Origin of the sequence: Lentzea sp. NPDC051213, from assembly GCF_044455585.1 — a bacterium.
In the GTDB taxonomy this organism is placed as follows: Bacteria; Actinomycetota; Actinomycetes; order Mycobacteriales; family Pseudonocardiaceae; genus Lentzea.
On record NZ_JBITEX010000002.1, the window covers coordinates 709139 to 732716 of the forward strand.

At 69.2% G+C, this 23578-nt stretch carries 26 protein-coding genes; 15 read left to right on the forward strand and 11 right to left on the reverse strand.

Translation table 11 applies throughout. The features are described from left to right. Positions 1–95: 95 nt before the first annotated feature. From ACIA8G_RS09985 to kstR, 3 genes are all read right to left on the reverse strand, one after another. A complete protein-coding gene (locus ACIA8G_RS09985; RefSeq protein WP_396417985.1) occupies positions 96–1232 on the reverse strand; it encodes an LLM class flavin-dependent oxidoreductase in 1137 nt (378 codons plus the stop codon). A 131-nt stretch (positions 1233–1363) separates the two neighbouring features. Next, positions 1364–1768 carry a hypothetical protein gene (locus tag ACIA8G_RS09990; protein WP_396417986.1) on the reverse strand — a complete coding sequence of 135 codons (405 nt, stop codon included), beginning with the start codon at positions 1766–1768 and terminating at the stop codon, positions 1364–1366. A 178-nt stretch (positions 1769–1946) separates the two neighbouring features. After that, positions 1947–2522 (reverse strand): cholesterol catabolism transcriptional regulator KstR, encoded by a 576-nt coding sequence (kstR, locus tag ACIA8G_RS09995; RefSeq protein ID WP_396418682.1) that lies wholly within the window; start codon positions 2520–2522, stop codon positions 1947–1949. Positions 2523–2681: 159 nt separating this feature from the next. Between kstR and ACIA8G_RS10000 the strand changes: the two genes are divergently transcribed. From ACIA8G_RS10000 to ACIA8G_RS10025, 6 genes are read left to right on the forward strand one after another with little or no spacing between them, the layout of a single operon-like run. Further along, positions 2682–4583, forward strand: a complete 1902-nt coding sequence (locus tag ACIA8G_RS10000; RefSeq protein ID WP_396417987.1) for an acyl-CoA dehydrogenase family protein — start codon at positions 2682–2684, stop codon at positions 4581–4583. Further along, positions 4583–5560: an acyl-CoA dehydrogenase family protein gene (locus ACIA8G_RS10005; RefSeq protein ID WP_396417988.1), complete on the forward strand. Its 978-nt coding sequence runs from the start codon at positions 4583–4585 to the stop codon at positions 5558–5560. The genes ACIA8G_RS10000 and ACIA8G_RS10005 overlap by 1 nt, the downstream gene beginning before the upstream one ends. After that, positions 5550–6677 (forward strand): acyl-CoA dehydrogenase family protein, encoded by a 1128-nt coding sequence (locus ACIA8G_RS10010; RefSeq protein ID WP_396417989.1) that lies wholly within the window; start codon positions 5550–5552, stop codon positions 6675–6677. The genes ACIA8G_RS10005 and ACIA8G_RS10010 overlap by 11 nt, the downstream gene beginning before the upstream one ends. After that, positions 6677–7561 carry a bifunctional MaoC family dehydratase N-terminal/OB-fold nucleic acid binding domain-containing protein gene (locus tag ACIA8G_RS10015; protein WP_396418683.1) on the forward strand — a complete coding sequence of 295 codons (885 nt, stop codon included), beginning with the start codon at positions 6677–6679 and terminating at the stop codon, positions 7559–7561. Before ACIA8G_RS10010 ends, ACIA8G_RS10015 begins: the two co-directional genes overlap by 1 nt. Then, complete coding sequence (locus tag ACIA8G_RS10020; protein WP_396417990.1) at positions 7548–7931, forward strand: MaoC family dehydratase; 384 nt, start codon at positions 7548–7550, stop codon at positions 7929–7931. The genes ACIA8G_RS10015 and ACIA8G_RS10020 overlap by 14 nt, the downstream gene beginning before the upstream one ends. Then, positions 7928–9070: a lipid-transfer protein gene (locus tag ACIA8G_RS10025; RefSeq protein WP_396417991.1), complete on the forward strand. Its 1143-nt coding sequence runs from the start codon at positions 7928–7930 to the stop codon at positions 9068–9070. Before ACIA8G_RS10020 ends, ACIA8G_RS10025 begins: the two co-directional genes overlap by 4 nt. Here the strand turns inward: ACIA8G_RS10025 and ACIA8G_RS10030 are convergent. Genes ACIA8G_RS10030 through ACIA8G_RS10050 form a run of 5 tightly spaced genes read right to left on the reverse strand, consistent with a single transcriptional unit; the run spans position 9050 to position 13788 of the window. Beyond that, positions 9050–9883 carry a MaoC/PaaZ C-terminal domain-containing protein gene (locus ACIA8G_RS10030; RefSeq protein ID WP_396417992.1) on the reverse strand — a complete coding sequence of 278 codons (834 nt, stop codon included), beginning with the start codon at positions 9881–9883 and terminating at the stop codon, positions 9050–9052. The two genes, ACIA8G_RS10025 and ACIA8G_RS10030, sit on opposite strands and share 21 nt — an antisense overlap. Before the next feature lie 9 nt (positions 9884–9892). Next, positions 9893–10864 (reverse strand): 2Fe-2S iron-sulfur cluster-binding protein, encoded by a 972-nt coding sequence (locus tag ACIA8G_RS10035; RefSeq protein ID WP_396417993.1) that lies wholly within the window; start codon positions 10862–10864, stop codon positions 9893–9895. Then, positions 10857–11096 carry a hypothetical protein gene (locus ACIA8G_RS10040; protein ID WP_396417994.1) on the reverse strand — a complete coding sequence of 80 codons (240 nt, stop codon included), beginning with the start codon at positions 11094–11096 and terminating at the stop codon, positions 10857–10859. Before ACIA8G_RS10040 ends, ACIA8G_RS10035 begins: the two co-directional genes overlap by 8 nt. Next, entirely contained in the window at positions 11093–12220 is a 1128-nt protein-coding gene (locus ACIA8G_RS10045) for a Rieske 2Fe-2S domain-containing protein (protein WP_396417995.1), read from the reverse strand. Before ACIA8G_RS10045 ends, ACIA8G_RS10040 begins: the two co-directional genes overlap by 4 nt. Next, a complete protein-coding gene (locus ACIA8G_RS10050; protein ID WP_396417996.1) occupies positions 12217–13788 on the reverse strand; it encodes an FAD-dependent oxidoreductase in 1572 nt (523 codons plus the stop codon). Before ACIA8G_RS10050 ends, ACIA8G_RS10045 begins: the two co-directional genes overlap by 4 nt. A 116-nt stretch (positions 13789–13904) precedes the next feature. Here ACIA8G_RS10050 and ACIA8G_RS10055 point away from each other — a divergent pair, with 116 nt between their 5' ends. Genes ACIA8G_RS10055 through hsaB form a run of 8 tightly spaced genes read left to right on the forward strand, consistent with a single transcriptional unit; the run spans position 13905 to position 21411 of the window. Continuing rightward, the gene (locus ACIA8G_RS10055) at positions 13905–15365 is read left to right on the forward strand and encodes an FAD-binding protein (RefSeq protein ID WP_396417997.1); all 1461 of its coding nucleotides are present in this window, start codon (positions 13905–13907) and stop codon (positions 15363–15365) included. Next, positions 15359–16129 carry a 2-keto-4-pentenoate hydratase gene (locus ACIA8G_RS10060; protein WP_396417998.1) on the forward strand — a complete coding sequence of 257 codons (771 nt, stop codon included), beginning with the start codon at positions 15359–15361 and terminating at the stop codon, positions 16127–16129. The genes ACIA8G_RS10055 and ACIA8G_RS10060 overlap by 7 nt, the downstream gene beginning before the upstream one ends. A 9-nt stretch (positions 16130–16138) precedes the next feature. After that, positions 16139–17014: an acetaldehyde dehydrogenase (acetylating) gene (locus ACIA8G_RS10065; RefSeq protein WP_396417999.1), complete on the forward strand. Its 876-nt coding sequence runs from the start codon at positions 16139–16141 to the stop codon at positions 17012–17014. Further along, positions 16983–17990 (forward strand): 4-hydroxy-2-oxovalerate aldolase, encoded by a 1008-nt coding sequence (dmpG, locus tag ACIA8G_RS10070; protein WP_396418000.1) that lies wholly within the window; start codon positions 16983–16985, stop codon positions 17988–17990. Before ACIA8G_RS10065 ends, dmpG begins: the two co-directional genes overlap by 32 nt. Beyond that, positions 17987–19153 (forward strand): 3-hydroxy-9,10-secoandrosta-1,3,5(10)-triene-9,17-dione monooxygenase oxygenase subunit, encoded by a 1167-nt coding sequence (gene hsaA, locus ACIA8G_RS10075; RefSeq protein ID WP_396418001.1) that lies wholly within the window; start codon positions 17987–17989, stop codon positions 19151–19153. The genes dmpG and hsaA overlap by 4 nt, the downstream gene beginning before the upstream one ends. Before the next feature lie 10 nt (positions 19154–19163). Next, entirely contained in the window at positions 19164–19973 is an 810-nt protein-coding gene (hsaD, locus tag ACIA8G_RS10080; RefSeq protein ID WP_396418002.1) for a 4,5:9,10-diseco-3-hydroxy-5,9,17-trioxoandrosta-1(10),2-diene-4-oate hydrolase, read from the forward strand. Beyond that, complete coding sequence (gene hsaC, locus ACIA8G_RS10085) at positions 19973–20875, forward strand: iron-dependent extradiol dioxygenase HsaC (protein ID WP_396418003.1); 903 nt, start codon at positions 19973–19975, stop codon at positions 20873–20875. The genes hsaD and hsaC overlap by 1 nt, the downstream gene beginning before the upstream one ends. 17 nt (positions 20876–20892) lie before the next feature. After that, positions 20893–21411, forward strand: a complete 519-nt coding sequence (hsaB, locus tag ACIA8G_RS10090; RefSeq protein WP_396418004.1) for a 3-hydroxy-9,10-secoandrosta-1,3,5(10)-triene-9,17-dione monooxygenase reductase subunit — start codon at positions 20893–20895, stop codon at positions 21409–21411. Here the strand turns inward: hsaB and ACIA8G_RS10095 are convergent. After that, positions 21397–22218 carry a class I SAM-dependent methyltransferase gene (locus ACIA8G_RS10095; RefSeq protein WP_396418005.1) on the reverse strand — a complete coding sequence of 274 codons (822 nt, stop codon included), beginning with the start codon at positions 22216–22218 and terminating at the stop codon, positions 21397–21399. The two genes, hsaB and ACIA8G_RS10095, sit on opposite strands and share 15 nt — an antisense overlap. A 51-nt stretch (positions 22219–22269) precedes the next feature. On the opposite strand from ACIA8G_RS10095, the gene ACIA8G_RS10100 reads away from it, so the two are divergent. Next, entirely contained in the window at positions 22270–22656 is a 387-nt protein-coding gene (locus ACIA8G_RS10100) for a helix-turn-helix domain-containing protein (protein ID WP_396418684.1), read from the forward strand. Here ACIA8G_RS10100 and ACIA8G_RS10105 read toward each other — a convergent pair. Together ACIA8G_RS10105 and ACIA8G_RS10110 are read right to left on the reverse strand one after the other, a co-directional pair. After that, entirely contained in the window at positions 22653–23246 is a 594-nt protein-coding gene (locus ACIA8G_RS10105; RefSeq protein ID WP_396418006.1) for a hypothetical protein, read from the reverse strand. The two genes, ACIA8G_RS10100 and ACIA8G_RS10105, sit on opposite strands and share 4 nt — an antisense overlap. 41 nt (positions 23247–23287) lie before the next feature. Then, positions 23288–23572 carry a hypothetical protein gene (locus tag ACIA8G_RS10110; RefSeq protein WP_396418007.1) on the reverse strand — a complete coding sequence of 95 codons (285 nt, stop codon included), beginning with the start codon at positions 23570–23572 and terminating at the stop codon, positions 23288–23290. Positions 23573–23578: the final 6 nt, after the last annotated feature.

A 23578-nucleotide genomic window follows, 5' to 3' on the forward strand; every position in this document is an offset into this window, starting at 1 on the left:
CATGAGTTTATGGGCTCGGGGGGTCTTGTCAACGCCCAATTTCCGATGTCAATCGGCATCGGTTGGAATTGAGAATCACGTACCACTTCGCCACATCACGGACGGGGGTTCTCGATTTCGCTCGCCGCGTCGGCCACCGTGCGCCCATGAACGGCCGGACGCCCGCCGTACGGGTCCTCGTCGCCCCACAACGTCGTGGGCGCCGACTTGCGCACGACCGGGATCACCTCGCTCGCCAGGCGCTCGAGCATGTGGAGCTGCTGCTCGTGCGGGATCATCGTGGGCAGGCTGAACGACTGCAGGCTGTGGCCGAATCCCTCGTGCCACCACAGGATCTTCTCCGCGATCTGCTGCGGGCTGCCGACGAGCACCGGCCCCCGCTCGATGGCGTCGTCGATGGTCGCGAACGTCATCTCGTTGCCCGGCGTGTGGTTTCCGGGCAGGTTGAAGAACTCCACGAACTTCTCGTACGTCGGGCCGAACGCCTCGCGCGCCTCCTGCGTGGTGTCGGCGACGTACAGGAACCCCGCCCCTGCCCCGACGTAGGCGAACCGCGGATCGTGCCCGTGCTCGGCGTACTGCTTGCGGTAGTGGTCGATGAGGACGGTGTAGTTGTCCCTGGGCTGGATCGCGTTGGCGGAGAAGAGCGGGTCACCCCACCTGGCGGCGAGCTCGGCCGAGGTGAGCGTGGTCGCGGAGCCGTGCCACACCCTGGGTGCGCCGGCGAACGGGCGGGGCAGGCTGGTCACGTCGTGCAGCGGGCCGCGGAAACGGCCCTCCCAGGTGACGTTCTCCTCGCGCCAGAGTCGGCGGAGCAGTTCGTACTTCTCCTTCAGCGCCTCCCACTGGTCGCCCTCCTCGATGCCGAACATGGGCAACTGCTGCTGTTGGTTGCCCTTGCCGATGACGAGTTCCAGGCGGCCGCGGGAGAGCTGGTCGATCGTGGCGAAGTCCTCTGCGGTCCGCAGCGCGTCGTGGATCGACAGCACGGACACGCCGGTCTGGATCCGGACCCGGTTCGTGGTCGCGGCGATCGCGCCGAGCAGCACGGAGGAGCCGCTGCTCAGGAACGGGCCGGCGTGCCGCTCGCCGAGGGCGACGGCATCGTACCCGAACTCCTCGGCATAGCGCGCGGACGTGAGCGCCTGGGCGTAGCGCTCGTCCGTGCGGATCTGCCGCCCGGTGACGGGGTTCGTCAGGTGCGGCAGGATGTCCAGGACCTGGAACTTCATCTCGTGACTCCGTGGTGGCGTGAGACCTGCCGCCGTCCACAACAGACAGCGGTCGCGCTCTCACTCCGAACATCGTCGTCACCGAGGGCATTCCTCGTCGTCAGCCTTCCGGCCGACCTCACGGAGTCGTCTCACATGTTGGTCACGGCTTCGCAGCGCACTTCCTGGCCCGGCGCGGCGGTGGCGCTCGCCAGCACCTTCTCGCCGTCGAGCAGGATGCGGCACGACAGCGTCTCGCCGCCGCTCGGTGTGGCGAGGACCTGGGCCTTCTCGCCGGCGTTGATCACGACCTCCGTCTTGAACGGCAAGGGCGTGGACAGCGAGATGGACTCCGGCGTCCGCTTCTTGTAACGGTCGGGGTTCTCGGCGTACTGCACCTGTGTCTGCTGCTGGGTTCCGGCCTGGGCGGTCACCTCGTAGGTGATCGCCCAGGCCTTGCCGACCAGCGTGTTCCAGCCGCCGCCCTGCTGCACCACCACGAAGGCGGTTCCGGCGCTGACGAGGATGAACACACCGATCACAACGAGCGTCTTCATAGGACAGACGTTAGGGCGTGACCGGTGCACCGGCATCGTTCGCCGGTGTGATTCCGCGTCGTCCTGGAGGACGACGGCTCACCTCGGTCAGGGGGTGCCGGGGCACCCGTGCGCGCAGGCGATGGTGATGTCGCCCGGGGCGGGCGCCTGGCTTTGTGCGGATCCTGCCGGAGACCGGCTACTTCAGCAGCAGGCGGACGGTGAGTTCCAGGCGGTTCGCGACGTCGGTCGCGGTGGCGCGGCGGGTGACCCAGGCGACCAGGTTCGACAACCACACGTCGCCGATGACCCTGGCGATCGCCTTCTGCTCCTCGGTCGGCTCGCCGTCGCTCATGGCCTTGGTGAACATGCTCTCCATCAGCCATGCGACGCGGTCGACCTCGGCGCCCGCGGAGGCGTCGGCGAAGGTGAAGGCGCGCGTCATCGCCTCGGTGAGGTGCGGGTTGCGCTGCAGGCCCCTGGTGATGCGCCCGAGGACGAACAGCACGCGCTCGTAGGGGCTGTCGCCGGGGACCGTGGTGCGGTCCATCTTCTCCTGGGCGCGCTCCAGCTCCACGCCGAGGCTCGACACGAGCAGGTGGACCTTCGACGGGAAGTACCGGTACAACGTGCCCAGCGCCACGTCCGCGCGGTCCGCGACGGCGCGCATCTGGACGGCGTCGAACCCGCCCTTGGACGCCAGTGCGATGGTCGCGTCGACGATCCGCTTGCGGCGCTCGCGCTGGGCGACGGAGCTGAGCTCCTCGCCCGCCATGAGTGCGTCCGTGCGCGACTTCGAAGGTGACACGGAGATGATCCTCCTGGAACGTGTTGCAGCAGCGTCACCATCGTACCTGAGCGGTTTCCGTGCCATGATCTGTTGCCGGAATTAGAACACGTTCTATAAACTTCTTCACGTACTGGAGGAGGCCGCATGCCGATCGCCATGACCGGGGAGCACCACTCGTTGCGGGAGAGCGTGGACGCGGCCAAGGCCGAGTGGGCCGACCTCGTCCGGGTGGGGTTCTTCGAGGTGATGCGGGAGGGCGGCACCGTCGTCGACCTCGCCGTGATGCTGGAGCGCGCGGCGGAGAACCTCGTGCCCGGCCCGTTGCTGCCCACCGCGCTGGTGAGCGTGTTGTTCCCGTCGTTCGACGGTGTGGCCGGGTTCGGGTTCTCGCCGGACCACGTGGTGGGTGCCGCTGAAGCGACCCACGTGCTGGTCAGGACCGACGAGTGGCGGCTCGCACCGGCAGGTCAGGTGACCGAACGCGAAGCCGTGGACCTGTCCCGTTCACTGGGCTCGGTGGTGGTCGCCGCACCGGGTGAGGTCGTCGCCGACCCGACCGACCTCGCGGTGACGCTGATGGCCGCCGAGGCCAGCGGTGTCGCGGCGTGGTGCCTGAACACCGCGGTGGAGTACGCGAAACAGCGCGAGCAGTTCGGGCGCGCCATCGGGTCGTTCCAGTCGGTCAAGCACCTGTGCGTCGAGATGCTGTGCCGGGCGGAGCAGGCGAGCTCGGTCGCGTGGGACGCGGCCCGCGCGGTCGGTGAGCCCGACGAGCACCCCCTCGCGGCGGCGGTCGCGGCGGCCGTCGCGCTGGACGCGGCGGTCCGCAACGCCAAGGACTGCATCCAGGTGCTCGGCGGCATCGGCTTCACCTGGGAGCACGACGCGCACCGCTACCTGCGCCGGGCGTTGGCCTTGCAGCAGCTCGCGGGCGGCGTTGCGCGGTGGCGCAGGCGGGTCGCGGAGCTGGCCCTGGGCGGCGCACGGCGATCTCACGCCGTCGAGGTCGAGGGCGACCTGGAACTGCGGGCGTTCGCCGCGGAGATCGCCGGCCTCGACGCCGATGAGCAGCGGGAACGGCTGGCGGACACCGGTTTCCTCGCGCCGCACTGGCCGCGGCCGTTCGGGCTGGACGCCGGGCCCGCCCGGCAGCTGGTGATCGACGACGAGCTGGCCCGCGCCGGCGTGCGCAGGCCGGACCTGGTGATCGGCGGCTGGGCCGGGCCGACGATCCTGCGCCACGGCACGCCGGAGCAGCAGGAACGGTTCGTGCGGCCGACGTTGAGCGGCGAGATCACGTGGTGCCAGCTGTTCAGCGAACCGGAGGCCGGCTCTGATCTGGCTTCGTTGCGCACCAGGGCGATCCGGGCCGACGGCGGCTGGCGGCTCACCGGGCAGAAGGTGTGGACGTCGCTTGCGCACCGGGCCGACTGGGCGATCTGTCTCGCCCGCACCGACCCGGACGTCCCGAAGCACAAGGGGATCACGTACTTCCTGGTCGACATGCGCACCGAGGGCATCGACGTGCGGCCGTTGCGGGAGATCACCGGCGAGGCGCGGTTCAACGAGGTCTTCCTGGACGCCGTGTTCGTGCCGGACGACTGCGTGGTCGGCGCGGTGAACGACGGCTGGCGGCTGGCCCGCACCACCCTGGCGAACGAACGCGTGGCGATGGGCCGCGGCTCGCTCGACGAGGCGCTGGAACGGGTGCTGCGGCAACCGGCGGCGCACGACCACGCGGAACGGCTCGGCACGCTGGTCGCCGAGGGCCTCGCGGTCTCGTTGCTCGACTTGCGCGCGAGCCTGCGGTTGCTGAGCGGTCAGGAACCGGGCGCGGAGTCCAGCGTGCGCAAGCTCGTCGGCGTGCGGCATCGGCAGGACGTCGCGGAGTTCGCCGTCGAGCTGCTCGGGCCGGACGGTGCCGTGGACAACGAGCAGGTGTTCGAGTTCCTGCTCACCCGGTGCCTGAGCATCGCGGGCGGGACCACGCAGGTGCTGATGAACCTGGCCGGAGAGCGGATTCTCGGATTACCGAGGGAGCGTTGATGGACTTCAGTCTCGACGACACCCAGCGGGAGATCGCCAAGCTGGCGGCCGACGTGCTGGGCAGAGAGAGCGACACTCCCTGGAAGGCGTTGGGGGAGGCGGGATTGCTGGCCCTGGCCGTTCCGGAACGGCTGGGTGGCGATGGGCTCGGCGTGCTGGAGACGGCCTTGCTGCTGACCGAGGTCGGACGGCGCGCGGCGGACGTGCCGGCACTGGCGACGCTCGCGTTGGGCGTGTTGCCGATCGTGCGGTACGGGACTCCTGAGCAGCAGGACGAGTTGTTGCCGCTGGTGACGGAGCAGCACGCGGTGCTGACCGCGGCGCTGAGCGAGCAGTCGGCGCCGTTGCCCGCCGTGCCGGCCACCACGGCGGGGCCGGACGGGATCTCCGGGCTGAAGATCAACGTGCCGAACGCCGCCGAGGCGCACCGGATCCTCGTCACCGCGACGACATCCGATGGACCCGGTGTCTTCGTCATCGATCCCACGCAGTCGGGTGTGTCCATATCGGACGGAACCGTGCGTCTCGACCGCGTCCGCGGTGAACCGCTGAACGAAGGCGCCGCAGCGGGTCTGAGGAGGTTCGCGCTGGCCGGGGCGTGCGCGGTCGCGGACGGCGTCCTGGCAGGAGCCCTCGACCTGACCGTCGCGCACGTCGGCACCCGCCACCAGTTCGGCAAGCCCCTGGCGACCTTCCAGGCAGCCGCGTGCCAGGTCGCGGACGTCTACATCGCCGCACGCACACTCCACCTCGCGGCCCTGACGGCCTGCTGGAGCCTCGACGACAGCGACCTCGACACGGCGGCGTACTGGCTGGCGGCGGAAGCCCTGCCGGCCGTGCACACGTGCCATCACCTGCACGGCGGCCTCGGCCTCGACATCACCTACCCGATGCACCGCTACTACGGCATGGCCAAGGAGCTGACGCGGTTCGTCGGCGGAGTGGAGCACCGCTTGGGGGCCATCGATGTTCATTGACCTCACCGCAGAGCAACGCAAGCTGCGCGACGAGCTGCGCGAGTACTTCGCCGGTCTCATGTCCGCCGGGGAACGCGAGGCGATGCTCACCGAACGGCACGGCGAGACCTATCGCGGCCTGGTCAAACGGCTCGGCCGCGACGGCAGGCTCGGCGTCGGGTGGCCGAAGGAGTTCGGCGGGCTCGGGTTCGGGCCGATCGAGCAGCAGATCTTCGTCAACGAGGCCGCCCGCGCGGACGTCCCCCTGCCGTACGTGACGCTGCAGACGGTCGGGCCGACGTTGCAGGCGTTCGGAACCCAGGAGCAGAAGGAGTTCTTCCTGCCGCGCATCCTGGCCGGCGACCTCCACTTCGCCATCGGCTACACCGAGCCGGACGCGGGCACGGACCTGGCCGCGTTGCGCACCAAGGCGGTCCGCCACGACGACCACTACCTCGTCAACGGGCAGAAGACCTTCACGACCGGCGGGCACGACGCGGACTACGTCTGGCTGGCCTGCCGCACCGGAGCGCCCGACTCGCGGCACAAGGGCATCACGATCCTGATCGTCGACACGACGGACCCCGGCTACTCGTGGACGCCGATCATCACGTGCGACGGTGCGCACCACGTCAACGCCACCTACTACAACGACGTGCGCGTACCGGAAGGCATGCGGGTCGGCGAGGAGAACAAGGGCTGGCGGCTGATCACCACCCAGCTCAACCACGAGCGCGTGATGCTCGGCCCGTCCGGCCGGATCGGCGCGCTGCTCGAACGCGTGCACGGCTGGGCCGCCGAGCGCGGGATTCTCGACCTCCCGGACGTCCAGCGGGCGCTGGCCGAGGTGAAAGCCGTGCACCGGGTCAACGAACTGCTCAACTGGCAGGTCTCCGGCGGTGAGGTCGAGGTCGCGGATGCCAGTGCCACCAAGGTGTTCGCCGCCGACCGGACCCAGCGCGCCGGCCGGTTGATCGAGGAGCTCGTCGGCCGGCACGGTGCCGACGCGGAACTCGTGCGGTGGCTGGACGTGCAGGCGCGGCGCAACCTCGTGCTGACGTTCGGCGGGGGAGTGAACGAGATCCAGCGCGAGCTGATCGCCAACATCGGGCTCGGCCTACCCAGGGTGGTGCGATGATCGACGTTGAGAAAGAGGCCGCGCGGGTCGCCGAACAGGGCGAGTCGAAGCCGCGGCTGGCGCGCGATCCGGTGAACCTGCCGATGATCAACAACTGGCTCGAGGCCCTCGGCGACGAGCACCCCGGCTACACCGAGGTCGCGCCGCCCGCGATGGTCCAGGTCTGGACGATGGGTGGCCTGAACGGGCAACGGTCCACCGACGACCCGCTCGGCGCCATGATGGCGATCCTGGACGACGCCGGGTTCACGTCCGTCGTCGCCACCAACAGCGATCAGACCTACCACCGGTACCTGAAGGTCGGCGAGCACCTGTCGGTGACGTCGACCCTGGAGGACGTGACCGGGCCGAAGAACACGGCGCTGGGCGAAGGCTGGTTCGTCACCACCAGGAGCACCTGGTACGTCGGGGACGAGCCGGTCGCCGAGATGCGGTTCCGGGTGTTGAAGTTCCGTCCCGCCGCGAAGGTCGAACCCAAGCCGGAAGAGCCGGTGGCACAGGCGATCAGGCCGTCGATCAACCGCGACACCGAGTACTTCTGGGAAGGCTGCCGAAACCAGGAACTGCGCATCCAGCGATGCGGCGGCTGCGGGCTGCTCCGGCACCCACCAGGCCCGATGTGCCCGGAATGCGGTGCGACGAAACCGAAGTACCTCGTCTCGGACGGGCGCGGCGTGGTCTACAGCTACGTCGTGCACCACCACCCGCAGGTGCCCGGCAAGCAGACGCCGTTCGTGATCGCCCTGATCGAACTGGACGAGGGCGTGCGGATGCTGGGAGAGCTGGCCGGTGAGCCGAGCGTCGGGCTGCCGGTCGAGGTCGTGTTCACGAAGGTCGACGAGGAGCTGACGATGCCGAGCTGGAGGCCCCGTGCGGATCGGTGATTCCCTGCCGGAGTGGCACGTCGACGCCACGCCCACGTTCGTGATCAGCACTGCGATCGCGACGCGCGACTTCCAGGACGTGCACCACGATCGCGATCTGGCGATCCAGCGCGGCTCGAAGGACATCTTCATCAACATCCTCACCACGACCGGCCTGGTGCAGCGGTACGTCACCGACTGGGCGGGACCGGAAGCGCTGGTGCGTCAGGTGAACATCAAGCTCGGCGCGCCGTGCTACGCCTACGACACGCTGAAGTTCTTCGGCCAGGTGATCGGACGCGTGGACCAGGACCTCACCATCGAGGTCGTCGGCCGGACCGGGCACGGCGACCACGTCACCGGAACCGTGAAGATCGAGGTGCCCCTGTGAAAGCCGCGATCGCGGGAATCGGCGCGACCGACTTCTCCAAGGACTCCGGGCGCAGCGAGCTGCACCTGGCCGCCGAGGCGGTCCGCGCGGCGCTGGACGACGCGGGCCTGGAACCGTCCGATGTGGACGGACTGGTCAGCTTCACCATGGACACCAACGCCGAGATCGCGGTGGCCCGCGAACTGGGCATCCCGGAGCTGACGTTCTTCAGCCGCGTCCACTACGGCGGTGGGGCGGCGTGCGCGACCGTCCAGCAGGCCGCGATGGCCGTCGAGACCGGCGCGGCGAAGGTCGTCGTCTGCTACCGCGCCTTCAACGAACGTTCCGGCCACCGGTTCGGGCAGGTGCAGACCGCGGCCGCGGCGAACATCGACAACAGCTGGTCCTACCCGATGGGCCTGGGCACGCCGGCCGCGATGGTCGCGATGTTCGCCCGCCGGTACATGCACGAGTTCGGCGCCACGTCCGAGGACTTCGGCCGGATCGCGGTGATCGACCGCAAGCACGCCGCCACGAACCCGCACGCGTGGTTCCACGAACGGCCGATCACGCTCGACGACCACCAGTCGTCGCGGTGGATCGCGGAGCCGTTGCGGTTGCTCGACTGCTGCCAGGAAAGCGACGGCGGCGTCGCCCTGGTCGTGACCTCGGCGGACCGCGCGAAGGACCTGCCGAACAAGCCCGCGCACATCAAGGCCGCCACCCAGGGCAGCAGCGTGGACCAGTTCACGATGACGAGCTACTACCGCGACGACCTGACCGGGCTGCCCGAGATGGGCGTGGTGGCGCGCGGGCTGTGGGAGAAGTCGGGGATCGGTCCGTCCGATGTGGACGTGGCCGTGCTCTACGACCACTTCACGCCGTTCGTGCTGATCCAGCTGGAAGAGCTGGGCTTCTGCGGCAAGGGTGAGGCGAAGGACTTCGTGGCGTCTGGGGCGCTGGAGCTTGACGGTTCGCTCCCGCTCAACCCGCACGGCGGTCAGCTCGGCGAGGCCTACCTGCACGGCATGAACGGCATCGCCGAGGGCGTGCGCCAGGTGCGCGGGACCGCGGTGAACCAGGTGGCGGGCGTCGAGCACGTCCTGGTCACCGCGGGCACCGGCGTCCCGACCAGCGGTCTAGTCCTCGGTCAGGCGTAGCACCGCGTCAGCGAGAACGGGACGGTCCGCGGCCGTGGTCGTGAGCACGAGCTGCGCACCGTCCCGCCACACCCGAGTCGTCAGCGTCTCGCCGGGGAAGACCACGCCCGCGAACTTCGCGCCGAACGACAGAACCTGCTGCGGTCCGTCCAGCACCGCGTCGATCACCGCTTTGCACACCACGCCGTACGTGCACAGACCGTGCAGAATCGGCTGATCGAACCCGGCCCGTTGCGCGAATGATGGGTCGGCGTGCAACGGATTCCGGTCACCGCACAGCCGATACAGGTAGGCCTGCTGGGGCAGCGTCGGCGTCTCGATCACCGCATCGGGCTCGCGTGAGGGCACCTCGACCTTGCCGGACGGCCCGCGCTCGCCGCCGAACCCGCCCTCACCGCGAGCGAAGATGCTGGACCGCGTCGTGTAGAGCGAGGCTCCGTCCGGGGTCACGGCCGTGGACTCCTGCACGATCACCGCGGCCTTCCCCTTGTCCCACACATCGACGATCCGCGTCCGCAGCACCGCCTCGCCCTCGGCCGGGATCGGTGCGTGCACGGTGATCTCCTGCGTGCCGTGCAGAACCCGGGCCAGATCGATGTCGATGCCTGGGAACGACACCGCGGGCGGCGCGGTCTCGTGGAACCGGGGTGCGACAACACCGAACGTCGGCAGCACCTGCAAGCCCTGCTCGTAGACGTAGCGCAGTTCCGTCGCGCCCAGGGCCAGGTGGTAGAGCAACACGTCCGAGTGCGACCAGGCGAACTTGAGTTCGGGCAGTTCCGCACCGACGGCGACAGCGGGATCGATCGGCATAAACGCCCCTCAGCTGTAGGTGATCTTCACTTCGTCGGTGACCGGAACCGACTGGCACGCCAGCACGATGCCCTCGGCGATGTCCTCGGAGTCGAGCACCTCGTTGTTGAGCATCTTGACCTCGCCCTCGACGAGCCGGCACGCGCACGCGCTGCAGGCACCCTCGCGGCACGAGAACGGCGCGTCGAGCCCCTTCTCCAGCAACAGGTCGAGCAGCCTGGTCCGGGCAGGCCACGGAAACCGGTGGTGCTCACCGTCCAGCTCGACCTCGACGACCGCGTCCGGCCGGTCATCCGTCACCACCGGCACGATCTCGGCGAACGGATCACTGGACAGCGAAACGAACTTCTCGATGTGCACGACCGGAACGCCGTGCAGCGCCTTGCGGGCGGCCTCCATGAACGGCGCCGGCCCGCACACGAACGCCTCGTCACACGTCCGGACGAACGCGCGCAACGCGCCCACATGCGGCAACCCCTGCACCGACTCGAGCCAGTGCACGACGGTCAGCCGTTCCGGATGCGCTCGAACCAGCTCGTCCAGCTCGCGCGCGAAGATCACCGAGGACTCGTCGCGGTTGGCGTACACCAGGAACACCCGGCCGGAACCCTGGGTCAGCACGGCTCTGATGATCGACATGACCGGTGTGATCCCGCTGCCCGCTGCGAACGCCAGCAGCGAACCGTCCAGCGATGCCGGCGTGAACACCCCGGCCGGTGCCAGCACGTCCAGTTCGGTGCCGGCTTGCACCTCGGAGCACATCCAGTGCGAGCCGTACCCGTCCGGCGTGCGCTTGACCGTGATCTTCAACGGCTCACCCGGCGCGCTGGACAGGGAGTAGCAGCGCGCCACGTCACCCGCCCGCACGGTCAGGAACTGTCCGGGTCGTGGAGCGAAGTCCGCCCCCGACAACACGAACGAGCGCGCGTCCTCGGTCTCCTCGATCACGGCGTCGACCTTGAGCCGGTGCACCTCAGCCATCGGCGACCTCCAGCGTCCCGTCCCGCACGGCCTTCTCGATGCTGTCCCGCAGCCGCAGGCAGCCCGGCAGGAACGCCGACCGCGGCCCGCCCAACTCGGGACAGGAACTCGTGTCGCACAGCCACTGCACGCTGGTGTGCTGCGGGCTGTTCTTCTTGACCAGCACCTGGTTTCCGCAGTCGCACCGGACCGGCCGCATCCCGCCGACCAGGAACTCGTCGCGCTCACTCATGTCGCGGTCTCCTGGCGTGCGAGATTCTCGGCGACCTCCTTCTCCCACACCTCGACCGCACGGCTCGTGTCGACCTCGAACTCGAAGCGCCGCACCATGTCGTCGGAGACGTCCTCCACGTCGACGTAGAACTGCTCGTACCAGCGCCGCAGCTGGTAGACCGGCCCGTCCTCCTCGCACAGCAACGGGTTGTCGATCCGCGACTTGTTCTGCCAGATGTTCACGTCCTGCAGGAACCCCACACCGATGCCGCGCGCGAACTTGGCGGCGATCTTGTCGGCGTGCACGTCGTCGACACCGGGCAGCTTCTTCACGATCGCGCCCCACTGGAGCTTGAACGAGTTCGGCGTGATCGGGTAGTGGCAGTTGATCAGCACCGTCTCGATCTCGAGGCCCTTGTAGTCGTTCCACAGGTAGTCGATCATGTAGGACGGCCCGTAGTACGCGGCCTCCGAGCGCACTTCCACGTCACCGGTGTAGTTCGAGCCCATCGCGACGTCCGGCCGTCCCCGCGTGGTCAGGTACTGCGAGGCGACGTGGCCCTCCATCACGTTCTTGAAGAACGTCGGGAACGCGAAGTGGATGTAGAAGAAGTGCGCCATGTCCACGACGTTGTCGATGATCTCGCGGCAGTTCGCGCCCTCGATCACGACCGAGTCCCAGGTCCAGTTGCTCCACTCGCTGCTGAACGCGGACTCGATGCGCGGGATCGTGACGTGCTCCGGCGGCGGGTTGCCCTGCGGGTCGTTCCACACGAAGAGCTGCTTGTTCTCCTCGAGCGTGATCCACGACCGGGTGCGGGCCCGCAACGGAACCCGCTTGGCGTAAGGGATGTCGACGCACTTGCCGTTGCCCGCCCAGCGCCAGTCGTGGAACGGGCAGGCGATGTTGTTGCCCTTGATCGTGCCCTGGGTGAGGTCGCCGCCCATGTGCCGGCAGTACCCGTCGAGCACGTTGATCTTGCCGTCCTCCGTCGCGAACACCACGAGCTTGGTGCCGAACGCCTCGATCGGGTGCGGTTTGCCGTCGCGGAAGTGTGAGGCGAGGCCGAGGCAGTGCCAGCCGCGCGCGAACCGCGCTGGAGGTGCGCCGGTCTCGATCGTTCGCACGCTGTCCTGCGTCATCGTGTCCCTCCAGAGATGTCGAGGCCGGCGAGATAACCGAACGTCATCGCCGGTCCGAGGGTGGCGCCCGCTCCCGCGTAGGTGTGGCCCATGACCGAAGCGCTGGTGTTGCCCGCCGCGTACAGGCCTTCGATCACCGAACCGTCCTCGCGCAGCACCCGCGCGCGGGTGTCGGTGCGCAGGCCGCCCTTGGTACCGAGGTCGCCCGGCACGATCTTCACCGCGTAGAACGGGCCGGTGGTCAGCGGCCCGAGGTTCGGGTTCGGGTGGTTGCGCGGATCGCCGTAGTAGCGGTCGTACGCGCTGTCGCCGCGGTGGAAGTCGAGGTCGTTGCCGTCGACGGACAGCGTGTTGAACCGCCGGACCGTCTCCAGGAGATCCGGCAGATCGGCTTCCTGGGCCAGTTCCTCCAGGCTCGGGGCGGTGAGCACGGCATCCCGCCAGCGCCGGGGGAGTGGGCGGCGCGGTGGGATGCCGCAGAACGGGTAGCGGCCGCGGTAGGTGTTGTCGAACACGAGCCACGTCTTCCCGGTCATCGCGTTCACCACGTCGATGTAGGGCGCCGACTCGTTGACGAACCGGCGTCCGGTGCCGTCGACCAGCAGGGATCCGGGCAGCGAGCGTTCCGCGAGCAGGAAGAACGGGCCGCGCGGCAACGGGACCGACGGGCCCCACCACGCGTCGTCCATCAGCCCGACGGCCGCACCGGCCCGCTGACCTGCCTCGATGCCGTCGCCGGTGTTGGCCTTCGCGCCGACCGTCCACTCCGTGCCGATGTCCTGGTGCTGCTTGCGCATCCGTTCGTTGTGCTCGAACCCGCCGGCCGCGAGCACGACGTGGTTCGCCAGGATGATCTTGTCGCCGGCGACCACGCCGGCGACCCGGCCGTTCTCGAAGTGCAGGTCGGTCAGCGCGGTGCCGAGGCGAACCTCGGCCCCCACCTCCTTCAGCCCGGCCCGCAGTCCGGCGGCCAGCGCCTGGCCCATGGTGAGGCGCCTGCCCGGCAGGAACCGGCGGGCGAAGACCTTGGCGGCGGTGAGGATGCCGCGCGGGTGCCGGGTGATCAGGGTCAGCCAGCGGTAGTCGGTCTGGGTGATGATGATGCCCGCCGGCGTGGGCACGTACGGCGGTTCGAGGTCGTTGAGCTCGTCGCCGAGGCGGTTCGTGTTGAACGGCATGGGCTCGATCGAACGCCCGCGTGGCTGCCCGCCGGGCGCCTCGGGGTAGTAGTCGGCGTACTCGGGGACCCAGCGGAACTTCAGCGGCGTGTGGGCGCAGACGAAGGCGAGCATCGCGGGCCCGGCGTCCAGGAAAGCCTGCCGCAGATCCGCCGGTACGTCTCCGGCGATGTGCTCCAGGTAGGCGGCGGCCTGCTCGGGCGAGTCGGGCCGGCCGGCCGCGGCGAGCACGGCGTTGTTCGGCACCCAGATGCCGCCGCCGGACCGCGCGGTCGAGCCGCCGAAGTGCTCGGCCTTCTCGATGACCAGTGTCCGCAGGCCTTGTTGAGCGGTGCAGAGCGCGGCTGTCATGCCTGCCGCACCACTGCCGACGACGATCACGTCGTACATCGCACCTCCCGGAAGCTCAGACTAGAACAGGTTATAGTTCTGAGGCGCTTTGGCGCTATGGTGTAGGAGTTCCAGGCAAGTCGACTCACCGAGAACACGTTTCGGGAGGGTTAAGCGTGGACGTCTCCGCGGACGTGGTCGTCATCGGTTTCGGTGCTGCCGGCGCGTGCGCCGCCATCGAGGCCGCGGCGGCGGGCGCGTCCGTGGTGGTGCTGGACCGGTTCGGTGGCGGCGGCGCTACCGCTCTCTCGGGTGGAGTGGTGTATGCGGGCGGTGGGACGCGGCAGCAGGTCGAGGCCGGCGTCGCCGATTCCGCGGAGGCGATGTTCGCCTACCTGAAGCACGAGGTCCGGGACGCGGTGTCCGAGGCGACGCTGCGGAGGTTCTGCGAGGACAGCGCCAAGATGCTGGCCTGGCTGGAGGACCAGGGCGTCCCGTTCTCGTCGAGCGTGTGCCCGTTCAAGACTTCCTACCCGACCGACGACTACTACCTGTACCAGTCCGGCAGTGAGGACGCCTTTCCCGACCCGGCCCCGCGCGGGCACCGGACCAGGGCGAAAGGCGCCTCGGGCAAGGCTCTTTTCGCTCGTTTGGCCGAGGCGGCCCGGCGTGCGGGCGCGAGGATCGTGCCGCAGACCCGCGCCGAAGAGCTGATCACGACCGACGGACGGGTGACCGGCGTGCGTTGCCGCACGTTGACGGGCGTTCCGAGGGCCGTGCACGGGGCGTTGTCGAAGGCCGGCGCGAAGCCGTGGCTCTACTACCCGCCGCTGGGCAGGAGGCTGTTCCGGCTGGCAGCGTGGGTGGAGCGGCGGTTCGGACGGCCGGTGGTGGTGACTGCGCGACGGGGTGTGGTGATCTCAGCGGGTGGGTTCATCGCCGATCGGGCGATGGTCCACGAGAACGCTCCCGCCTACCGCGGCGGTCTCGCACTCGGCACCCCCGGCGATGACGGCACCGGGATCCGGCTCGGCGTCGCCGCCGGTGGCAAGACCGCGCGGCTGGACAAGATCTCGTTGTGGCGATTCGTCACGCCGCCCAGCGCGTTGCAACGCGGGGTGCTGGTCGACGTCGAGGGCCGGCGGTTCGGGGATCCGACCCGGTACGGCGCGGCCATCGGGGACGCGATCGTCGAGCGCGGCGGCAAGGCGTGGCTGCTGATCGACGACGACATCCGGCGGGTGGCACAGGCCCAGGTCAGGACCCAGACGGCGCCGTTCCAACGCTGGCAGGTCCGGTACTTCCTGAACCGCGGGCTGGTGAGTGCGCCGACGATCGAGGAAGTGGCCGCCAAGGCAGGAATCGGGGTGCCCGAAGCGTTCGGGACGCCGCCCTACTCGTTGATCAACGTCTCGGTGCGGGCGGGTTTCGGTTATCCGTGCCCGACGCTGACCCTCGGCGGACTCGTCGTCGACGAGGAAACCGGTCAGGTGCAAGGGGTTCCCGGCCTGTACGCCGCGGGGCGGTCAGCGGTCGGGGTGTGCTCGGAGTCCTACGTCAGCGGGCTCGCGCTCGCCGACTGCGTCTTCTCGGGCCGCCGTGCCGGGCAGTACGTCGCGAAGGAGGCCAGGTGCTGACGATCCAGTCCAGGGAGGCGGCCGCCGAGCTGCTGCGCGTGGCGGAGCGTGACCGCGTGCCGATCAAGCCGCTGGTGGAGCTGTATCCCGACATCGACGTGGTCGACGCGTACGAGATCCAGCTGCTCAACGTCCGGCACCGCAACAGGGACGTCATCGGCCACAAGGTCGGCCTGTCGTCGCTCGCGATGCAGCAGATGATGGGCGTCGACGAGCCGGACTACGGCCACCTGCTCGACGACATGCAGCTGGCCGGAACCGCGGACGCGTCGGCGTACCTGTACCCGCGGGTCGAGGTGGAGATCGCGTTCCTGCTCGCCCGTGACCTGCCCGGTGAGGGCTGCACGGTCGAGGACGTGCTGGAGGCGACCGAGTTCGTCGCGCCGGCCATCGAGCTGATCGACAGCCGGATCGTCGACTGGAAGATCGGCCTGCAGGACACCATCGCGGACAACGCGTCGTCGGCGGGGTTCATGCTGGGCTCCGAGCGGGTGCGTCCGTCCGAACTGGACATCGGCGCGGTCGCGGCGACGTTGCGCCGCAACGGCGAGGTGGTCGCCGAAGGCCGTGGCGACGCGGTGCTGGGTGATCCGGCGATCGCGGTGGCGTGGCTCGCTTCGAAGGTCGCCGGCTTCGGCGTCCGGCTGCTGGCCGGCGACATCGTGCTGCCCGGCTCGTGCACGCGGGCCATCGACGCGCGGCCGGGCGACGAGTTCCACGCCGAGTTCGCCGGACTCGGCTCCGTTGACCTGAAATTCGAATGAGGTGACTGGGTGAAGGCGGCCATCGTCGGCTCCGGCAACATCGGCACCGACCTGCTCTACAAGCTCCTGCGCTCGCCGGTGCTGGAACCCCGCTGGATGGTGGGCATCGACCCCGCCAGCGAGGGTCTGAAACGCGCGGCGTCGCTGGGCCTTGAGGTCTCGGTCGACGGCGCGGAGTGGTTGCTGCGTCAGGACGAGCTGCCGGACATCGTGTTCGAGGCGACGTCCGCGGCGGTGCACCGGGCGAACGCGCCGCGCTACGCGGAGGCCGGGATCCGGGCGATCGACCTGACACCGGCGGCGATCGGGCCGTACGTGGTGCCGCCGGTGAACCTCGGCGAGCACCAGGACGCTCCCAACATCAACCTGATCACCTGCGGCGGCCAGGCGACGATTCCCATGGTGTACGCCGTGTCGCGGGTCGTTCCGGTGTCGTACGCGGAGATCGTCGCCAGCGTGGCCTCGGTGTCGGCGGGACCGGGCACGCGGGCGAACATCGACGAGTTCACCCGCACCACGAGCCACGGGATCGAGGCGATCGGGGGAGCAGGCCGCGGCAAGGCGATCATCGTGCTCAACCCGGCCGACCCGCCGATGATCATGCGGGACACGATCTTCTGCGCGATCCCTCCCGGCGCGGATCCGGACCCGATCACGGACTCGATCGCGCGCATGGAGACGGACATCCGCTCGTACGTGCCGGGTTTCCGGTTGTTGAGCGAACCGCAGTACGACAACGGCCGCGTGTCGATCTTCGTGGAGGTCGAGGGTGCGGGTGACTTCCTGCCGAACTACGCCGGGAACCTCGACATCATGACGGCCGCGGCGACCAAGGTGGGGGAGGAGATCGCGAATGTTGCGGTTGACCGACACGTCACTGCGTGACGGCTCGCACCACAAGCGGCACCAGTTCACGTCCGAGGACGTGCGCGAGATCGTGGCCGCGCTGGACGGCGCCGGTGTGCCGGTGATCGAGGTGACGCACGGCGACGGGCTGGGCGGGTCGTCGTTCAACTACGGCTTCAGCCTCACCCCGGAGCAGGAGCTGATCAAGGTCGCGGTCGCCACCGCGAAGCAGGCGAAGATCGCGGTGCTGATGCTGCCCGGCGTCGGGGTGAAGGACGACATCCTGGTGTCGCAGGACAACGGGGCGTCGATCGTGAGGATCGCCACGCACTGCACCGAGGCGGACGTCTCCGTGCAGCACTTCGCACTCGCTCGCGATCGCGGGCTGGAGACCGTCGGGTTCCTGATGATGGCGCATTCGCAGCCGCCAGAGGTCCTGGCGAAACAGGCGCGGATCATGGCCGACGCGGGCTGCCAGTGCGTGTACGTCGTCGACTCGGCCGGAGCCCTGGTGCTGGAACAGGTCTCGGACCGGGTGGCCGCGCTGGTCGCCGAGCTGGGAGACGACGCGCAGGTCGGGTTCCACGGGCACGAGAACCTCGGGCTGAGCGTGGCGAACTCGGTCGCCGCCGTGCGCGCCGGGGCGCAGCAGATCGACGGCAGCGTGCGCGGATTCGGGGCAGGGGCGGGGAACACGCCGTTGGAAGCGTTCGTCGGGGTGTGCGACAAGCTCGGCTTCGTGACCGGTGTGGACTTCTTCAAGATCGTCGACGCGGCCGAGGACGTCGTCCGGCCCGTCATGCCCGACGAGTGCCTGCTGGACCGGATGGCGCTGATGATGGGCTATGCGGGCGTCTACTCCAGCTTCCTCAAACACGCGTACACGCAGGCGCAACGCTACGGCGTGTCCGGCGCGCAGATCCTCATCCGCGCCGGCGAGCGAAGGCTCGTCGGCGGGCAAGAGGACCAGCTGATCGACATCGCACTGGAGCTGAGCAGGGAGAAAGTCCGATGAGCGAGGAAATCCTCGGCAAGGTGCGGGATCTGCTGCCTGCTCTGCGTGATCGCGCGCAGGAGGCGGAGGAACTGCGCAAGGTGCCGTCGGAGTCGGTGAAGGCGTTGCAGGAGACCGGGTTCTTCCGGATGCTGCAATCCGTGCGGTACGGCGGGTTCGAGACGCACCCGCTGGCGTTCTACGAGGCCGTGAAGCTGATCGCGAGCGCGTGCGGCTCCACCGGCTGGGTCGCGTCCGTGCTGGGTGTGCATCCCTGGCACGTCGGGTTGTTCGACGTGCAGGCCCAGGACGAGGTGTTCGGCGAGGACCAGGACACCCGCATCTCGTCCTCCTACGCGCCGACGGGCCGCGCGACTCCGGTGGACGGCGGGTTCCGGTTCAGCGGCAAGTGGAGCTTCTCGTCCGGCTGCGACCACGCCACGTGGGTGCTGCTCGGCGGCCTGGTGATGAACGACGAGGGCAAGCCCGTCGACTTCCGAACGTTCCTGCTGCCGATCGCGGACTACACGATCAACGACGTCTGGGACACGGTCGGCCTGCGCGGTACGGGCAGCAACGACATCGTGGTCTCCGACGTGTTCGTGCCGGAACACCGGACGTTGAGCATGCTGCACACCGCGCGGTGCATCTGCCCTGGCCAGGACGTCAATCCCGGCCCGTTGTTCCGCATGCCGTACGGCACGATCCACCCGTACGCGATCACGGCGCCGATGATCGGCATGGCGGCCGGCGCGTACGACCTGCACGTCGGCGCGACCCGTGAGCGCGTCCGGGCCGCCTACCTGGGCGAGAAGTCCGTCGACGACCCGTTCGCCCAGGTGCGGATCGCCACGGCGGCCAACGACATCGACACCGCGTGGTGGCAGCTGGAGAAGGACATCAACGACGAGTGGGAGCACGCCGTCGCCGGCACGAAGATCCCGATCGACCTGCGCCTGCGGGCCCGGCGGGACCAGGTGCTCGGCAGCGCGCGGGCGATCTCGGCGATCGACCGGCTCTTCGAGAGCGCGGGCGGCAAGGCCATCAACGCCGGTCTGCCGTTGCCGCGGTTCTGGCGCGACGCGCACGCCGCACGGGTGCACGCGGCCAACGACCCGGAGCGCGTGCTTGTCCTGTACGGCAAGAACGAGCTCGGCATCCAGGTCCGCGACGGGCTGTTCTGAGGGAGCTTTCATGAGCGTGCGACTGCACTACCACGAGGCGGGCACCGACCACGCCGAGACGCTGGTCCTGCTGCACGGCGGCGGGCCTGGTGCGTCGGCGATGAGCAACTTCGGGCGCAACATCCCGGTGTTCGCGAAGTCGTTCCGCGTGCTGGCGGTGGACCTGCCCGGCTACGGCCAGTCGGACAAACCCGCCGAGCACGACCAGTACTTCACCTTCGCGGCACGGGCGTTGAACGACCTGTTCGACGAGTTGGGCCTGGAGAGGGCTCACATCCTGGGCAACTCCCTGGGTGGCGGCACCGCGGTCCGGTTCGCGCTGGACTACGGGAAACGGGCGGGGCGGCTCATCCTGATGGGACCGGGTGGGTTGTCGCTCAACGTCTTCTCGCCGGATCCGACCGAGGGCGTGCGCAAGCTCAGCGCGTTCGCCCGCACACCGACGCGGGAGAAGATCGAGGAGTTCCTGCGGATCATGGTGTTCGACCAGTCGCTGATCACCGACGAGCTGATCGACGAACGGTTCGAGGCGGCCTCGAAGCCGGAGTCGTTGCGGGCCATGGCTGCTTTGGGCAAGTCGTTCGCCGGCCCGGACTTCGAGCAGGGCATGTTGTGGCGCGAGGCTTACAAGTTACGCCAACGCGTGCTGCTGGTGTGGGGCCGCGAGGACCGGGTGAACCCGCTGGACGGCGCGCTGCTGGGGTTGAAACTGATCCCGCGTGCGCAGCTGCACGTGTTCGGCGGGTGCGGACACTGGGCGCAGCTGGAGAAGTTCGACGAGTTCAACCGGCTCGCCATCGACTTTCTCACGGAGGCGTGATGGGTATCCGGTCACTGGCCTATCTCCGGATCGAGGCCACCGACATGGGCCGGTGGCGCGAGTTCGGCCTGAAGGTCCTCGGGATGGTGGAGGGCAAGGGTTCCGTCGAGGGCGCGCTGTACCTGCGGATGGACGACTTCCCGGCGCGGTTGGTGATCGTGCCCGGGGACGCCGATCGGTTGCAGGCCTCCGGCTGGGAGGTCGCGACCGAGGCCGAGCTGGACGAGGTGGCCAAGCGCCTGGCGTCGGCCGGTGTCGCGGTCGTTTCCGGCACCGCCGAGGACCTGGCCGAGCGGCGGGTGAACGGCCTGATCCGGTTCGAGGACCCGTCCGGCAACACCCTGGAGGTGTTCCACGGCGCCGCCTTGGAACATCGGCGGGTGGTGTCTCCGTACGGGCACCGGTTCGTGACGGAGGAGCAGGGCCTCGGGCACGTCGTGCTGTCCACTTCGGACGATGAAGCCGCGCTGCACTTCTACCGCGACGTCCTGGGGTTCCGGCTGCGCGACTCGATGCGGCTGCCACCGCAGTTCGTCGGCCGCCCGGCGGACGGCCCGCCGGCGTGGCTGCGGTTCTTCGGCTGCAATCCGCGCCACCACAGCCTGGCGTTCCTGCCGATGCCGACGCCGAGCGGGATCGTGCACCTCATGGTCGAGGTGGAGAACACCGACGACGTCGGCCTGACGCTGGACCGGGCGATGCGGCGCAATGTACCGATGTCGGCCACGCTCGGCAGGCACGTCAACGACCTGATGCTGTCGTTCTACATGAAGACGCCCGGCGGGTTCGACGTCGAGTTCGGTTGCGAAGGGCGGCAGGTGTCCGATGAGGAGTGGATCGCACGCGAGAGCACGGCGGTGAGCCTGTGGGGACACGACTTCAGCGTGGGACACCAGAAGTAGCCGCCAGGTTCCGGTCGGTGCTGGGGCACTTCTGCACCGGCGTGACGGTGGTGACCGGCATGTCGCCGTCCGGGCCGGTCGGCTTCGCCTGCCAGGCGTTCGCCGCCTTGTCGCTCGATCCGCCGCTGGTGCTGTTCTGTCCACAACGGACTTCGGGCAGCTGGGCGGCGATGTCCTCGGCGGGCTCGTTCTGCGTGAACGTGCTGGCGGAGGACCAGCGCGAGGTGTCGACCGTGTTCGGCAGGGCCGGCGTGGACAAGTTCGCCGGCGTCACGTGGACCCCGTCACCGACCGGCGCGCCGGCGCTCGACGGCGCGCTCACGTGGGTCGACTGCCAGGTGTCGGTGGTGCACGACGCAGGCGACCACCACATCGTCATCGGCTCCGTCGTGGAGCTCGGCGAGGTGCGCGACGCGCAGCCGCTGCTGTTCTACCGCGGCCGCTACGCCGTGCACGCCGAGCTGGACTCCCGCGGGTGGTCCGGCGAGGTGCTGGACAACCTCATGACCTGGCAGCGCCAGTCAGAGTGGAGCTGACGCGGTGACCACCCAAGCACCGGTGGGGAAGCGGACCTCGTCGCCGTGCACGAACGAGTCGAAGGCCTTCAGGGCGGTGCCGAGAGCCTCGGCCCGCCGGTGCTCCTCCATCCCTTGGAGTGCCCGGCCGACCGGCCCGAGCATCGTCAGGTACTGCGGCAGCACGTCCACGGGCATCGAGCAGGTCAGGTCGAGCTTTTCCAGGCCGATCCCGGTCCAGCCGGCGTCTTCGAGCATCTTGCGCGTCTGGTCCGGTTCGGCGAGCGCGAACGGCCCCGGCCCACCGGAGTCGACCGGAGGCAGCTCGGGCATCAGCGGCTCGACGGCGCGTTGCGCGGTCGTCATGAACGGGTTGTCCTCATCGCCCCGCCAGACGACGACGTGGAGTTCGCCACCCGGTGTCGTGGCCGCGCGGAGGTTCCGGAACGCCGCGACCGAGTCGTCGAAGAACATGACCCCGAACCGCGAGACGATCAGGTCGAACTCGGGCTCGAACGCGTGCACCTGCGCGTCGGCCTGCACGAACCGCACGTTCGCGGTCCGCTCCGCCACGTCGATCTGCGGCCCGGAGATGTCCACGCCGAGGCACGGAACGTCACCGAGCGCCGCCGCGATCGCCCTGGTCACGCCCCCGGTACCGCAGCCGACGTCGAGCACCTGGCGACGTGGTTTCGCGCGCGCCGCCGCCACGAGCACGTCCTCGAACGGCTTGAGGATCAGGTCGACCATGTCGCGTGACGCGGCCCAGCCGTGCCCGCCCGCGCCGTTCCACATGGCGGCCTGTTCGCTGTTGACCTCTGGTGTCATGCTCACACCGTCCTACTTCAAGTCGGCTTGAGGTCAAGTGTCGTGCACGAGATGAGTATCGGCGAGGTGGTGCGGCGCTCCGGCGTGCCCGCGTCGACCCTGCGCTACTACGAGGAGCGCGGCCTGGTGGGGTCGGTGGGCAGGCGCGGCCTCACCCGCGTCTTCGACGAGACAGTCTTCGAACGCCTGGCGCTGATCACCGTCGGCCGCGCGGCCGGCTTCACCCTCGACGAGATCGCCCAGATGTTCGCCGAGGACGGCCGCCCGCGCCTGGACCGGGCGATGCTCGCCGGCAAGGCGGACGAACTGGACACGACGATCACCAGGCTGACCGTGATGCGCGACGGGCTGCGGCACGCGGCGGCGTGTTCGGCGCCCAGCCACCTCGAGTGCCCGACGTTCCGGCGCATCCTGCGGGATGCCGGGTCAGGCGGCTAGACGCTCCAGATCTGCGGCGCCACGGTCACGGCGGCGGCCTGGTAGGGCGGCAGCAGCTTTCCCTCGACCACGACCTCCAGCGGCCACTTCTCCTGCAGCACCACCCACAGCCGCCCGGAGAGCCCGGCGAACGCGCCGAGCAGGTTGGCGCCCTCGGCCACCTGCAGCACGTACACCCACTTCGACCCGTCCGGCGCGCCGTCGAGCGCTTCCCGCCAGGCGCGGCGCAGGCGGCGTCCACCGTGCCGCGCGGCATCGGCGGACAGCACGATGTCGGCCTTGGCCGGGTCGGGCGCGCCCGCGGGTGCGGTGGCGCTGAAGCGGTAGGGCAGCGGCGGCACCTCGGCGATGATCGGCACCGCGGCCAGGTCGGGACTGGCCGGATCATCCAATGTGGACTGGATGAGGTCGTGCTCCTCCTGCGTGAGACCGATGTTCTCGTACGCCATGCTCAGCAGGAGCGTCGCCTCGGCCTGCGCGGGCTCGCCACCGAAGTAGTCCTCGCGCACCGACCGCAGGGTGTCGTCTTCCAACCGGCCCGCGAGCCGCGCACACAGGTCGGTGACCGTCGCGTAGGTCTTCACATCCATGGGGATCACTTCTTTTTTGTACGGGCCGAGATCTCCTGCGACTACTCGGCCAGCTGTCGGCGCGCGGCACCGAGCGTCGACATGATCACCGACGCTACGGTCTCCGGCGTCACTCGCGTGATTCGATCGGTGAGCTTCAGCGCCACCATCGAGCCAGTCGAGTCGATCGTGACCGCGGCCATCCCATCGGGGTCGTTCGCGACGATCTGCAATCCCTGCAACTGGTCGCTCATGGACTTGGTGTCGGCGGCCAGCTTGTCGATCCGGCCCTTCCACGCGGCCAGCCGCTCGCGGGCGCCATCCGGATCCAGGATTCGTTCGTCCACGGATCC